Below are 13,893 nucleotides of genomic sequence, written 5' to 3'. Positions count from 1 at the left end.
GTTGCACTTCCCGGAACTACAAGAGGGAGGAGCGACAATGGCGACTGCACCGCGAACGATAAGGCCCCGGCTTCTCTTGCATCCACCCTTCGTGTCGATGGGCGGCACTTTGCTCATCGCGGCGTTTGTCACCGACTGGGAATATTCGAATACGGCGCTGTTTCAGTGGGCGAACTTCTCGGCTTGGCTAATCACCGGCGGCTTGCTGCTCGCGCTGATCGCTTCGATCCTGCTTATGGTCGACCTGCTCATCGGAAGTGCGGGACGAGTTCGTCGACTGCCCCTGATCCTGCTCGCAGTCGCGGCTATCGTCTCTATTTTCAACGTGTTCGTTCACAGCCGCGATGCCTGGACGTCGGTCGTTCCAACCGGACTGACCCTCTCCGCGATCGCGGCGATCCTGCTGCTCGTCGTAGCGTTCCTCGGCTGGAGCGTGACCGACGGCCGAATCCGCGCGGAGGAGGACCGCTCATGAACGCGCGCCTCCTCGCCCTGACTTTCACGACCGCCAGTCTCGTTGCTTGTGCGCCCCAGGGCGGAGACCCGAACCGTCAGGTCGGGCCAAACCCATATTTGCCTGAGCCAAGGCAATACCTGTTCCCGCCGATGAGTGTGCCCAAGGCGGTAGGCTGGTCGGCTGGCGAAACGCCGCAAGTGCCGGTCGGGCTCCAAATCCAGGCGCTTGCGACGGACCTGATGCACCCGCGCATCGTCTACCCGCTGCCGAACGGCGACATCCTCGTCGTCGAAAGCAACGGCCCCGGCACCGTCCCCTTCCGTCCGAAGGATTATGTCCAGAGCCCGGTCAAGGCGCGCGGCGGCACCAAGCAGAAGGGCGGCAACCGCATCACGCTGCTCCGCGACACCAATGGTGATGGAAAGCCGGACCTTCGCACCGTGTTCATCGACCACCTGCACTCGCCTTATGGCGTCGCGCTGGTGGGCGACATTCTCTACGTCGCCAACACCGACGCCATCCTCGCTTTCCGCTATACCCCCGGCGCAACGAGCATCCCGGGACCCGGAGTGAAGCTGGCGGACCTGCCAGCCGGTCCGATCAACCACCATTGGACGAAATCACTCGTCGCCAGCCCGGACGGATCGAAGCTCTATGTGGGCGTCGGCTCCAACAGTAACATCACCGAGAACGGGATGGATATCGAACAGGGCCGCGCGGCGATCTGGGAAGTAGACCGCCTGACCGGCGCTATGCGCATCTACGCCAGCGGCGTGCGCAACCCGACTAACCTCGCCATCGAACCGCAGACACGCCAGCTGTTCGCAATCGCCAATGAACGCGACGAAATCGGGCCCGACCTCGTGCCTGATTACATCACCTCCATCCGCGACGGCGGCTTCTACGGCTGGCCCTACAGTTATTACGGCCAGCACGTGGACATTCGTGTCCACCCGCAAAAGCCCGAAATGGTCGCGAAGGCAATTAAGCCGGACTATGCGCTAGGGTCACATGTCGCGGCGCTCGGCCTGACTTTCAGCACTGGTCAGCAGCTCGCACCGGCCTTCGCCAACGGCGCCTTCATCGGCGAGCATGGCAGCTGGGATCGCTCGCCGCTCAATGGCTACAAGGTCGTCTTCGTGCCCTTCGCCAACGGCCGCCCGACCGGCATGCCGATCAACGTCGTGACGGGCTTCCTCGGGACCGATGACAAAACCGTCCACGGGCGTCCGGTCGGCGTCGCGATCGACCGGACCGGCGCGTTGCTGGTCGCTGACGATGTCGGCAACGTGGTATGGCGAGTCACCCGCGCTGCCGAGCGGCCCGCTGGCTAGGAGCATGTGATGTCGGAACAGGCCGAGCTGAGCAGGCCAAAGCACTCGGACAAGATCCAAACAATCAACCCGGCGACCGAAGAGCCCGGTAAGTCCTACGACCCGACCAGCATCGAGGAAGCGCTCGCCGCTGCGGCAAAAGCTCACGCCGCTTTCCGCGAATGGCGCCGGACCTCCTTCAACGAACGCGCCGCCGTCGTCCGCAAGGCGGGCGCGATCCTGCGCCAGCGCAAGGACGAGTTCGCGGCGCTAATGACCGATGAGATGGGAAAGACGCTCGACGAAGGCCGCGCCGAGATCGAGAAATGCGCCTTCCACTGCGACTGGTTCGCCGATTACGCGGCCGGCTATCTCGCCGACGCGCCGGCAGACATCGGCGGTGGCGAGGCGTTCATCACCTTTAATCCCATCGGCGTCGTCCTGGCGGTGATGCCCTGGAATTTCCCATTCTGGCAGGTGTTTCGCTTCGTCGCGCCGGCGCTGATGGCTGGGAACGGCGCACTCCTGAAGCACGCGAGCAACGTCCCCGGCTGCGCGCTGGCGATTGAAGACGTGCTTCACCAGGCCGGTGTTCCGAAGGAACTGTTCCGCACGCTCCTCCTGCCCAGCCGCGAGGTCGAGGCGCTGATCAAGGACGACAATGTGGCTGCGGTCACGCTGACCGGGAGCGTCGGCGCCGGACGGAGCGTCGCGACGGCGGCCGGCTCAGTGCTGAAGAAGTGCGTGCTCGAGCTCGGCGGGGCGGATGCTTACCTCATTCTTGAGGACGCCGATGTCGAGGCGGCGGCCAGGGTCGCGGCGACTGCGCGGATGGTCAACGGCGGCCAGAGCTGCATCGCGGGCAAGCGCTTCATCGTCATCCGCTCCATCCTCGAGCCGTTCGAAAAGGCGATGACCGACGCCATGCGCGGCTTCGAAATGGGCGATCCGCGCAAGGATGGAACGACGCTCGGCCCGATGCAGAGCGTCGAAGCGCGCGACGAGATCCATCGTCAGGTCTCGGAAAGCGTGCGCAAGGGCGCCCGGCTGCTCCTCGGCGGCAAAGTGCCCGACCGCCCCGGTGCCTGGTACCCGCCGACGGTCCTCACCAACGTGCTGCCGGGCCAACCGGCGCATGATGAAGAAGTGTTCGGACCCGTCGCGGCAATCATCGCCGCAGACGACGAGGCCGACGCGATCCGCATTGCAAACGCCAGCGAATTTGGCCTCGGCTCTGGCGTCTTGACGTCAGATTTGGATCGCGGTCGGCGCATTGCCGCGCACGAGCTCGAAGCGGGAATGAGCTTCGTGAACGAGAGCGTGCGCTCCGACCCGCGAACACCGTTCGGCGGCGTCAAGCACAGCGGCTACGGCCGCGAATGCTCCGCTTATGGCATCCGCGAGTTCGTCAACATCAAGACCGTGCACGTGAAGCCGCTCGGCTCCGGCGGGACGAGCCGGACGGAATAATCAATCTTTCTCGCCGGTTTCCTCGAGCACGGCGGCATTTCCGTAGAAACGCGCGCCGACGAGGCCTCTCGCAAGGGCCGATGCGCGTCCGCCCCGGGCCAAATCGTCAGGGTCGAACTCTACCTCTGCGATGGTCACAGGTTCAAGGTTCGCAGCGCGGAGCTTGGCGTTGAACGCGGGAAGATCCGCGGATTGGAACGCGGCCCATTGCGCTTCGACGTCCTTGAGTTCTCGGTCGAGGGCATCAATGCGTGCCATCTGGTAATTCGTCGGTTGATCTTCGGTCGAATTGATGGCGCCGTAGATCTCGTCGACATGCTCGCGCAGGCGCTCTTCGCCGGTGATCGCGCCGCCTTCGGTCGTGGCGACGATCTCCTTGCGCAGCGAGTCGGCCTTGCCGAGCAGCTGCGCCGCCGATGCCTTCACGTCCGCAGGCGCCGTGGCGCTCGCGGCCAGATCGCCCGCTTGCCCGCGCACGCCGTTGATCTCGGCAACCACCTTACTCATCCGCAGGAACATGTCCTTTAGCCGTTCCGATGCGGCGAACTGCGCCTGCCGGTCGGCGACCGTATAGGTGGCGCGCCTGTCGAGCGTGACGGTCAGTGGCTCGGTGGACACCTGCCCGGCCTTGGTCAGCCGTACCGTGTAGGTGCCGGGAAGGAAGCGTTCGCCCTGCGCGGACGCGCCCGCCAGAGACGCTGCCGGTGGGACCTGCGGCGGCTTGGTCCGCATCGGCCAGCTGACCCGGTTGAGGCCGCGCCGCTTCGAGGCCGGCACTTCATCGACCACCTTGCCGCTCGCATCGAGAATCTCGAGCTTCATTCGCCCGATGACATGCCGCGCCTTCTGGAAATAGGTGATGGTCGCGCCGCCCGGGGGATTGTCGCCGTAGAAGGTGGCATTGCCTTCGGCCCAGCCGCCGTTGCCCTGGATACGCTGTTCGACCGGCCGTCCCGGAATAAGGGCCGCGCCACTCTCCAGCGTCTGCGCGTTCAAGGCGCGCAGCGGGCTGATGTCGTCGATCACCCAGATGCCGCGACCGTGCGTCGCCAGGACGAGATCGTCGTCCCGATCCTGCAGAGCAATGTCGCGCACGGCGACCCCGTCGGGGAAATTGTTGGGCTTGAACTGCGCCCAGCTGCGGCCGCCGTCGACGCTGGCGAACAGCCCGAACTCGGTGCCGAGGAACAGGATGTTCGGGTTTTGGCGGTCTTCCTTGATGACGTGAGCGTAGCCACGGACGCCGGGCGTTCCGGGCCCGATCAGTCGCTGCCAGGTCCGACCGTAGTCACCGGTGCGATACAGATAGGTGCCCATGTCGCCGGAAGCGTGGCGATCGTCAGTCGCGTAAGCGACGGCGGGGTTGAAGCGGCTGGCCTCGACCCAGCTGATCCAGTTCCCGGTCGGCATGCCGAGATTGGCCGTGACATTGGTCCAGTTACGCCCCCCGTCGCGAGTGAGCTGGACGTTACCGTCATCCGTGCCGACCCAGATTTGCCCCGGCGCGCGTGGGCTTTCCGAAATCGAGTAGATGGTCGTGTTCATCTCGGCCGACGAATTGTCGACGGTGATCCCGCCCGACTGTTCCTGCTTCTGGCGGACCGGGTCGTTGGTTGTCAGGTCCGGCGAAATCCGGTCCCAGGTGACGCCGTGGTCGCGGCTTCGGAACAGGAATTGGGATCCGATGTAGATCGTGCCCTTCTCATTAGGCGAAAGTGCGATCGGCGTATTCCAGTTGTAGCGAAGCTTTTCCTTGTAGCCGGCTTTGGGCTGGATATCGCGCGCTGCGAGCGTGGTGCGATTGATCCGCGAGATGTGACCGCCCTGATATTCTGCAAATGTATAATTGGGGTCCGACGGGTCGGCGAAGGCCCAGAAGCCGTCGCCGCCGTACAAATTCTCCCAGCGGTTGTTGGTGATGCCGCCCGGATATTCCTGGTCGCCGACCCAGCTGCTGTTGTCCTGAAGGCCGCCATAGACCTGGTAGGGGTCCTTCATGTCGGTGCTGACATGGTAGAATTGGCTGACTGGCAGGTTCCAGCTCTTCACCCAGCGGTTGCCGCCATCGTAGCTGGTCCACAGCCCGCCGTCGTCGCCGCCGACCATGTGCTTGGTATCGGTCGGGTTGATCCACAGGTCGTGCCAGTCGCCATGCGTCGCACCGGTCGTCTCGGAAAAGCTCTTCCCGCCGTCGTCGGAGACGATCATCGAAAAGCCCATCTTGAACAGGCGCTCGGGATTCTTCGGATCGACGACGATTCGTCCGAAATAGAATGGGCGCCAAACCATGCCTTGGCTGCGGTCGCGCTCCTCCCAGGTCAGTCCGCCATTTTCGGAAACGAACAGCGCCGGACGCACATTCTCGATGAATGCATAGACAGTCTTGGGATTCGAAGGCGCATAGCTGACTTCGATCCGGCCCCACGGCTTCTTGGGAAGGCCTTTACGGCTACTTTCGTTGAGGTCGGTCCAGGTCCGCCCTCCGTCGCGGCTTTCGGCGAAGCGGCTTCCGGAAGGGGCGTCCGGCCCATTGCCGCCCGACCGGAACTCATAGGCCTTGCGGCGGAAGTCCCATGTGCCGGCGAGCAGATGTTCTGGGTTCGCCGGGTCCAAGGCCACCGACGAACAGCCGGTAGAGAGGTTTGCGCCTTTCAGGATCAGCGACCAGGTCCGGCCGCCATCGATAGTCTTGTAAAGACCGCGGTCAGGCGAGTCCGACCACAAGGCTCCCGGCGCGCAGACGTAGACGATGTTGCCGTTCTTCGGATGGACGACGACGCGCGTGATCCGCTCGACATTGGGCAGGCCGACGTGCGTCCAGGTCTCTCCGCCGTCGACGCTTTTGTAGACGCCGTTACCTATCGACACGGAGTTGCGCGTCCAGCTTTCGCCGCTGCCCACCCACATCACCTGCGGATTGGTGGGATCGAGCGCGACTGCGCCGATCGATTGCACCGGCTGCTTGTCGAAGACGGGCTTGAAGGTCGTTCCGCCATCCTCGGACTTCCACACGCCGCCGGACGCGGAGCCGACGATCAGCGTGACCTTGCCGTCCTTTTCCTGGCGCCCGGCGACGGCGGCGATGCGGCCCGACATGGTGGCGGAGCCGATGTTGCGAACGCCGAGTCCGGAGACGGCGGCGCTATCGAACGACTGGGCGGCGAGTGGCGCAGCGATCAGGGCGGCTGATGCAAGAAGCAGGTTACGCAGCATCTTACTTCCCCTTTGACGGGCTGGAGGCGGGTGTCATCTGATCGGTGGGCTTCTCGCCCTTCGGCTTGCCCTTGGGCTTTTCCGACGCGTCGGGCGCTTCGCCACCAGCCTTCGCGCCTGCACCGCGCGGCTCAGCGAAATAAGCGGCGCCGATCGCGGGGTTGGCCGTGCCGCTGGCGATGATCACACGTTGGCGGTCGTTCGAATGCCCCTGGCTCCAGCTTTCGACCGACATCGGGAAATAGACGCCAGCGACCTTCTCGTAATCGCCGAGCTCGGTTTCGGTCGTCTGCTGGGCGCCGCGGATGCGCCGCGTCTCGTCAACTTTGATTTCGAGGTACGTGTCTGGATCCAGCCAATAGACGAACTCGTCGCCGTCCTTTTGGGTGACCTTGAGCTTGTACGCGAGCGTGCCGTCGAAATCGTCGCGGCCGAGATATTCGACCTTGCTGCCATTATTTCTAGCGGCAATCAGCGGCCCTTCGATCAGGGCAGCGTCGGCAAGCTGTCGTGCTTCGTCGCCTGACATCTTCTCGGCGTCCTTGCGGCCCTGGAAGGGATTGATCTTCCACGCGCCTGCGCCGTCATAGGACTGGACGAGGTCGAGGCCCTGAAGGCTGAGGTCATAGCGAATTTCGGACGAGGCGCCGGTCCGTGCCCGTGCTTCCTTGTAGGTCAACTCGAAATCGCCGGGGAATATCGTCCGCCCTTCGAAGCTGACGCTCTTGAGCGCGTCGAGCGCCGCGGCACCGCCGCGCGCTTCCAAATTCTTGGCGACCAGGCTCTGTGCGTCCTGCGCATGAGCGGGAATGGCGCCGGCGCTAAGCAGTAGCGCGGCGACGGCATGGGTGTATCGCATCAGACAGGCCCCCCTTGGACGGCGGGACAATGGAACTGTCGTTAAGCCGAATCAAGCTGCTGTCAGGTTACCCAATTACCAGCGCGCCATTTGTAATCAGCGCGGCGCTTCCCTGAACCATTTGGTCAGCACGTATTTCGTGCCGCGCCGGACTTTCATGCCCTGGTGCAGCGTGGCGGGATTGGGCGCCCCGTCCGGCAGGAGATTGTTCCAGGCAAGCAGCTTGCCGGCTTCCGGCTGGATGGTCTTGCCGATCGTCTTGAAGCGAGTTGCGCCGCCATCCTCGGGCTCGTTGAGATAGACCATTGCGGTCCAGGTTCGCTGCCCGCCGCGCGCGGTGTGGACATAGAAGTCGAAACCGCCTGGCTCGAACGTATCAGTGTGGGCCTTGAACTCCTGACCCGGTGCGTAGCGCTGACCCTGGAGCGGCTCGCCGCTCTCAGGCGGCAGACCCAGCAAGTCGCAGAACTTGCGATCGACCTCGGCGACGGCCGGATCGCGCGGGTCGAGGTCGCAGGTTTCGCTCGTGCGAAAATTGTCGACCCCGACGTCGTCGGCGATGGTCGACGGGCGGCGATGCAAGTCGATGCGCTCGATCATCGCGGCGCATGCGACTGGATCGAGGAAGTCGCGGACGATGAACAATTCGAGCTCGCGCGTCGGCACGCGCTGAACGCCCTTGGCGCCCGCAAGCATTTCGGCCGGCGTCATCGTCCCTGCGAAGCGACCGACGCGCCCCGCAGCATCTCGTGCTGCGTGATCACCGCGCGAACGACATTATTCATCAGGGTCATGCGAACGGGCAGCGGCACCGATGTCTTCTTGATCATCACCGCGACCGAATAGCCGTGGCCGTCGGGCGCGGTGAGAATGCCGATGTCGTTGTAGCCAGCCTGGTAAGCGCCGAGCACTTGGCCGGTGCCGGTCTTGTGGCTCAGCGTCCAGCCCGATTTGAGCCCCCCTTTCAGCCGGTTCGCGCCGGTTTTCGTATTGCCCATTATCCACAGCAGCCGGCGTGTGGAATCCGGGGAGAGCAGTTCGCCACGCTTCAACCGCGCTAGCGCCGAGACGATCGCGCTTGGTGTGGCACCGTCGAAAGGATCCTCGACATAGCGGTCGAAGGCGGCCTGGCGGACCCGTAGCGGAAGAGCGTCACGCGCCTGATAGAAGGCGTTGCCAACCGAATAGCTGGGGCTCCAAATCAATCCCGCGATGCGGCTCTGGAGCGCGCGCTCGCCATTGTAGAAGCGGATCGAGCCGAGATGCTTGGCGGCGATCATTGCGCGCACCGCGGTCGGCCCGCCAACCGAACGCATCAGCTTGTCGTTGGCCGTATTGTCGCTGGTGGTGATTGCTTTGAACATCAGGTCGGCGAGCGTCGTCGTGTAGCCGCCGCCAAGAATCAGCGACGCGATTGGCTGATGAAACAGGGTCAGGTCGTCGCGGGTCAGCGTGACCCGGTCGTTCAGCGCAACGCGGCCGTGGTCGACGGCATCGAGAGCCGTGATCGAAACCCACAATTTGCTGACGCTCTGTTGCGGGTAAAGCTCGTCGGCCTTCCAGCCAGTCGACCAGCCATCATCGACCGAGCGGACAGCAATGCCGACTCTCCCATTGAAACTCTGCCCAAGCGCTTTGACTTGGGCTCGGATATACTGCGGCGCGACTTGCGCGGGAGGCGGGGGTCGCGTGGGATAGACAATCGGCGCGAGGGGGGCTCGTGCAGCCTGTCGCTGGGCGACGGGCTGCGCTGCAGAAGCGACCACTCCCGTGCAAGCAAGGACGATAAGACCGAGGCCCAAGCGCCTCGAAAGTGACGTCATGACTTCTATGTCCCCCGGACTTTCCGCTCTCTTGCCAGAGATTTAGCAGCCGCACGCTGAACGCCCGCTGTGTGGCAGTCGCAGATTCGCATTGTGCGATTCGCTTGCCAAGCCCCGATCGGGATTTAGCGAGCGGGGGCGGTTTGCGGCGTTGGCGAACCGAGCAGGGCGGCTGACTCGATCTCGTCCAGGGCGCGATGAGCGGCGACGTAACGCCGCGCCTTGTCGACCCACGGCCCGGCCCGCGAAGCGCCAGGGAGCCGCATCGTTTCGGCCAGCGCCTGGTCAACGTCGCCTGCCTGCAGCCGCTGGGCGGCGCGCTGATAACGCGCATCGGGATTCGCTGCTGGACGCTCTGCGCGATGGACTTCGATCAGGGTGCCGAGCTCGCGCCGAAAATTGGTCCACCAATTGTCCTGCGCGCCGCCGCGGCGGAGCTCCGGCCCAAGCGCGTCATATTCGGCGATCAAATCGTTCAGGCGAACCGGCTGATGCGATCCGGTGATGACCGTTGCGACTGCTTGTTGATGCTGGTTGCCGAAGCGATCGACCAAGAGCGGTTCGAGATAGCCGAGCGCGACGCCGCGATCGATCGCGCGGCGGGCCGCGAAGGCGACGACCAAAGCGTCGGCCCGACCGGCGAAGCCTTCGGCCCGCTGCGTCGCGTTTTCGACGCGGGCAAGGCGTGCTTCAAGCTCATTTACCTGTGCATTGGTCGGCGCCGGGGCGGCCGCCGGCGGTGCAGACGGAGCCGCTGACAAGGCGACCGACTTCGGCGTGACGACCGGCGCAGGTTCTGCGGCGACGCCAAGCACGCGAGCTGCGGGCTTATAGTGCGCAAGACCCCAGGTAGCTGCGGCCGCGCCCGCGAGAACGAGGACGAACCCGACGAGAAGCCGCGTGCCCCAATTGCTCTGCCGGCGATAGCTCGTTCCGTTCATGGCTTGCCGAGATTGTTGCACAGGCGTTCCGCCAGAGCCAGCAGCGCATCATCGTTTGGCGCTTCGGCCGCTTCGATCGTCGACCAACCCTGCCCCGCGGCGTAGGCGGCTATACGGCTGATGGCCGCAACGGCGAGGTGCCCCCGGTCATCCGCGCGCACAAGTTCGGCAAGGCGCTTTCCCGCTCTCGGTGAATGAACAAGCGCGACGCCGCCCATGGCGGGTTCGATAGCAACACCGTCGAGAGGCTTGGACCGGTATACCGTGACAGTCGTGATCTTCTGCCGAGCTTCGGCAGGTCTTTTCCGATCCTCGCCGACAAGGTGCAGAAGTTTGAGGTCGGCTTCGATCGATCCAAGCAGCCGATCGACGCCGGCGTCGCCCGTGCTTGCGACGTCGAACCCGGCTTCGCGGGCGGCTTCAGCCGTTGCCGCGCCGACGGCGTGGACGGGCAAGCCGCGCAGATCCCTCAGCTTGTCCCCGGCATGACGAACGGCATTGGCGCTGGTGAGCAGGAGCGCATCGAAGCTCCCGGGTTCGGGTGCTTCCCAGTCAACGGCTTCAATCTCGAATAGGGGAATCGCGACGGCATCGAGGCCAAGTTGCCGCGCTAGTTCGAGCGTTGCAGTCGAGCCAGGCTTCGGACGCAGGACCAGCACGCGCGTCATTGCGCGTCGAACAGGCTCCGCACCGACGGCGGCGCTTTGGCAAGAAGCGTCAGCGCGAGCTCCGCGGGCGTGTCGTAATCCCCGCAGTCGAAGCCGGCCCGGTCCTCGACCATCTCGCTGCCGTCTCCACTGAACAGCTGCGCCCGCATTCGCAGGTCGCCGTCCTCCAGCACGCAGAACGCCGCGACCGGCGAGGCGCAAGTCGCACCGAGCGCACGAGTGAAGGCCCGCTCGGCCATCACGCAATCATAAGTGATCTGGTTGTTGACGCCGGTAAGCACGCTTTGCGTCCGCGTGTCGTTGGTTCGACACTCCATGCCGATCACGGCCTGGCCGGGCGCCGGGAGAACGATCTCGGTCGGAATCGCGGTGCCCGCGACGATCTCGAGCCGCTTGAGTCCTGCTGCCGAGAGCAGGGTCGCATCGACCTCGCCTTCCTCGACCTTGCGCAGCCGCGTTTCGACATTGCCGCGAATGGGTACGACTGTCAGGTCGGGCCGAAGCCTGAGCACCTGCGCCTTGCGCCGGGGCGAACTTGTGCCGACGACCGCACCTTCCTTGAGCTTCTCGATAGACTCCGCGCCAATGATCCGGTCGCGTACGTCACCGCGTGGGCGCACGGCAGCGATGTGAATTTCGGCGGGTCGGATGCTTTCGACATCCTTCATCGAATGAACGCAAAAATCAACTTCGCCCGCCAACAGCGCTCGGTCGAGCTCCTTGGTCCACAGGGCCTTCCCGCCGATCTCGGCGAGCGGCCGGTCCTGCACCTTGTCGCCGGTGGTCGTGACCTCGACGATCTGGACCCAGCCGTCGGGCCAGCGTTGCGATGTTTCAATTGCCGCTGCCACCTTGCGCGCCTGCGCCAGTGCCAGCGGCGATCCACGAGTCCCCAGACGAAGCCCTTGCATGCCCCACCCCTAGTGCAACGCGGCGCGTTAAGGCAAAGGGCCGGTCGCGAAATGACTTTGATCCTCGGTCTTGAATCGTCCTGCGACGACAGTGCGGTAGCGCTCGTGACGAGCGACCGGCAGATTCTCGCACAAGCGGTAGTCGGCCAGAACGCGGCGCATCAGCCCTATGGCGGCGTGGTGCCGGAAATTGCGGCGCGCGCGCATGTCGAGATTTTGCCGACCCTGATTCAACGCGTGCTCGACGATGCCAAGGTGACGATCCGCGACGTCGATGCTGTCGCCGCGACGGCTGGCCCAGGCCTGATCGGCGGCGTGATGGTGGCGCTTCTTGCCGGCAAAGGCCTGGCGTTGGCGACGGGCAAGCCGCTGATCGCCGTGAACCACCTTGAAGGTCACGCGCTCAGCCCGCGCCTTGTCGATCCCGATCTCGACTTTCCCTACTTGCTGCTGCTGGTTTCCGGCGGCCACTGCCAGCTGCTCGAAGTGCGCGGTGTGGGGCAGTATCGTCGCCTGGCCACCACCATCGACGACGCGGCCGGCGAGGCCTTCGACAAAGCCGCAAAGCTACTCGGTCTCGGCTACCCGGGCGGTCCGGCGGTGGAGGCACTGGCCAGGTCGGGAGATCCGAAAGCCGTCCCGCTGCCGCGACCAATGGTCGGCTCGGGTGACCCGAATTTCTCCTTTGCGGGACTAAAAAGCGCCGTTCAGCGAGCCGTTGCAGCAGACGTGCATCGTCCCGAGGACATCGCGGCAAGTTTCCAGCGCGCCGTCGTCGACTGCCTGGTTGACCGCACGCGGCTCGCTTTGTCGTCCAGCGCCGCTCCGGCGCTCGTTGTCGCGGGCGGTGTCGCTGCAAACGGTGCCATTCGTTCTGCGCTCGCCGATCTGGCCACGCAAGAAGGCAGACTATTCAGCGTTCCGCCGGCGTGGCTGTGCACCGACAATGCCGCAATGATCGCATGGGCGGGCGCCGAGCGCTTCGCTGCTGGACTCTGCGACGCGCTCGACGCACCGGCGCGGGCGCGCTGGCCACTCGATGAAACTGCCGAGAAGGTTCGCGGCGCGGGGGTGAAAGCGTGAAGCTTGGCGTCATCGGCGGTGGCGCATGGGGCACTGCCCTCGCGCAAGTCGCAGCAACCGGCGGGCGCGAGACCCTGCTGTGGGCGCTCGAGGACGAAGTCGTTTCCTCGGTCAACGATCGGCACGAGAACTCTGCATTTCTCGCGGGCATACCGCTTAGCGAGACCATCCTCGCGACATCCGATCTGGCGGACCTCGATTCTTGCGACGCTTGGATCGTCGTTACTCCGGCGCAGCACATGCGCGCCGTCCTAGAGCGGGCGCCGCGAGGTGAACGGCCATTGGTACTGTGCGCGAAGGGCATCGAAGAGCGGAGCGGGAACCTGTTGCACGATGTCGCCCATGAGGTGCGCCCGGGATGCCCCATCGCAGTGCTTTCCGGCCCGACCTTTGCGCATGAAGTGGCGAGGGGCCTTCCGACGGCGGTGACGCTCGCTTGCGAGGACCGCGCCCTTGGCGAGGCGCTGCGGGCGCGGATCAATCTCGTCAACTTCCGCACTTATTGCACAGATGACGTCGCCGGCGCTGAGGTCGGCGGCGCCGTCAAGAATGTGCTCGCCGTTGCCTGCGGCGTCGTCGAGGGAAAGAAGCTTGGCCAGAACGCCCGGGCGGCGCTGATTGCCCGCGGTTTCGCCGAAATGGTCCGCTTCGGCCTCGCCATGGGCGGCCGGCGCGAAACCCTGGCCGGCCTGTCCGGTCTCGGCGACCTTGTCCTAACCTGCAACTCGACCAGCAGCCGCAATTTCTCGCTGGGCAAGGCAATCGGCGAAGGGCATGCGGTCGCCGATCTCCTCAAGGATCGCCGGACGGTCGCCGAAGGAGCGCATACCGCGCCGGTGCTCAACCGAATCGCAGTCGAGCGCGACATCGACATGCCGATCGTCGGCGCGGTCGATGAGCTTCTCGGAGGCGAAGTTCAGCTCGACGAGCTGCTCGAAAAAATGCTCAGCCGTCCTCCCGGCGACGAAGAAGACTAGAAATCGATCGCAATGCCCTTCTTCTCCCAGTCGCCGTAGCGCGTGGGATCGGGCCGTTCCTCTTCGCTGGCCGGCGTTTCGGGCGCATGCACGGGTTCGGGGTCCGGGACCGGCGGCGAGGGGCTAAGGTGCGCCGGCGGGTCGAGATGCTTCGGGCGTTTCATCCGGCAGAGATGTG

13 protein-coding genes are annotated in these 13,893 nt (G+C 64.8%); 5 read left to right on the top strand and 8 right to left on the bottom strand.

Annotated elements, in window-relative coordinates; all coding sequences use genetic code 11:
• Positions 1 to 37: 37 nt before the first annotated feature.
• From ABD704_RS08870 to ABD704_RS08860, 3 genes are read left to right on the top strand one after another with little or no spacing between them, the layout of a single operon-like run.
• Positions 38 to 475 (top strand): DUF2231 domain-containing protein, encoded by a 438-nt coding sequence (locus ABD704_RS08870; RefSeq protein WP_344699323.1) that lies wholly within the window; start codon positions 38 to 40, stop codon positions 473 to 475.
• Positions 472 to 1,791 (top strand): PQQ-dependent sugar dehydrogenase, encoded by a 1,320-nt coding sequence (locus tag ABD704_RS08865; protein ID WP_344699322.1) that lies wholly within the window; start codon positions 472 to 474, stop codon positions 1,789 to 1,791. The genes ABD704_RS08870 and ABD704_RS08865 overlap by 4 nt, the downstream gene beginning before the upstream one ends.
• A 9-nt stretch (positions 1,792 to 1,800) precedes the next feature.
• Positions 1,801 to 3,240 carry an NAD-dependent succinate-semialdehyde dehydrogenase gene (locus ABD704_RS08860; RefSeq protein ID WP_344699321.1) on the top strand — a complete coding sequence of 480 codons (1,440 nt, stop codon included), beginning with the start codon at positions 1,801 to 1,803 and terminating at the stop codon, positions 3,238 to 3,240.
• On the opposite strand, the gene ABD704_RS08855 is transcribed toward ABD704_RS08860, so the two are convergent.
• The 7 genes from ABD704_RS08855 to hemC form a co-directional block, all read right to left on the bottom strand.
• Entirely contained in the window at positions 3,241 to 6,453 is a 3,213-nt protein-coding gene (locus tag ABD704_RS08855; protein ID WP_344699320.1) for a VPS10 domain-containing protein, read from the bottom strand.
• A 1-nt stretch (position 6,454) separates the two neighbouring features.
• Positions 6,455 to 7,312 carry a hypothetical protein gene (locus ABD704_RS08850; protein ID WP_344699319.1) on the bottom strand — a complete coding sequence of 286 codons (858 nt, stop codon included), beginning with the start codon at positions 7,310 to 7,312 and terminating at the stop codon, positions 6,455 to 6,457.
• 96 nt (positions 7,313 to 7,408) lie between these two features.
• Positions 7,409 to 8,023: a prolyl hydroxylase family protein gene (locus ABD704_RS08845; RefSeq protein ID WP_344699318.1), complete on the bottom strand. Its 615-nt coding sequence runs from the start codon at positions 8,021 to 8,023 to the stop codon at positions 7,409 to 7,411.
• Positions 8,020 to 9,135: a serine hydrolase gene (locus tag ABD704_RS08840; protein WP_344699317.1), complete on the bottom strand. Its 1,116-nt coding sequence runs from the start codon at positions 9,133 to 9,135 to the stop codon at positions 8,020 to 8,022. Before ABD704_RS08840 ends, ABD704_RS08845 begins: the two co-directional genes overlap by 4 nt.
• A 125-nt stretch (positions 9,136 to 9,260) precedes the next feature.
• A complete protein-coding gene (locus tag ABD704_RS08835) occupies positions 9,261 to 10,076 on the bottom strand; it encodes a hypothetical protein (protein ID WP_344699316.1) in 816 nt (271 codons plus the stop codon).
• Positions 10,073 to 10,744: a uroporphyrinogen-III synthase gene (locus tag ABD704_RS08830; RefSeq protein WP_344699315.1), complete on the bottom strand. Its 672-nt coding sequence runs from the start codon at positions 10,742 to 10,744 to the stop codon at positions 10,073 to 10,075. Before ABD704_RS08830 ends, ABD704_RS08835 begins: the two co-directional genes overlap by 4 nt.
• A complete protein-coding gene (gene hemC, locus ABD704_RS08825) occupies positions 10,741 to 11,655 on the bottom strand; it encodes a hydroxymethylbilane synthase (RefSeq protein ID WP_344699314.1) in 915 nt (304 codons plus the stop codon). Before hemC ends, ABD704_RS08830 begins: the two co-directional genes overlap by 4 nt.
• 51 nt (positions 11,656 to 11,706) lie before the next feature.
• On the opposite strand from hemC, the gene tsaD reads away from it, so the two are divergent.
• Both tsaD and ABD704_RS08815 read left to right on the top strand, forming a co-directional pair.
• A complete protein-coding gene (gene tsaD, locus ABD704_RS08820) occupies positions 11,707 to 12,738 on the top strand; it encodes a tRNA (adenosine(37)-N6)-threonylcarbamoyltransferase complex transferase subunit TsaD (RefSeq protein ID WP_344699313.1) in 1,032 nt (343 codons plus the stop codon).
• A complete protein-coding gene (locus ABD704_RS08815; protein WP_344699312.1) occupies positions 12,735 to 13,715 on the top strand; it encodes an NAD(P)H-dependent glycerol-3-phosphate dehydrogenase in 981 nt (326 codons plus the stop codon). Before tsaD ends, ABD704_RS08815 begins: the two co-directional genes overlap by 4 nt.
• On the opposite strand, the gene ABD704_RS08810 is transcribed toward ABD704_RS08815, so the two are convergent.
• On the bottom strand, positions 13,712 to 13,879 hold the full coding sequence (locus tag ABD704_RS08810) for a DUF1674 domain-containing protein (protein ID WP_344699310.1): 168 nt from the start codon (positions 13,877 to 13,879) through the stop codon (positions 13,712 to 13,714). The two genes, ABD704_RS08815 and ABD704_RS08810, sit on opposite strands and share 4 nt — an antisense overlap.
• Positions 13,880 to 13,893: the final 14 nt, after the last annotated feature.

Source organism: Sphingomonas limnosediminicola (assembly GCF_039537965.1).
GTDB lineage: Bacteria > Pseudomonadota > Alphaproteobacteria > Sphingomonadales > Sphingomonadaceae > Sphingomicrobium > Sphingomicrobium limnosediminicola.
Note: the sequence above shows the minus strand (reverse complement) of the source record. Positions and strands in the feature narration are given on the sequence as shown.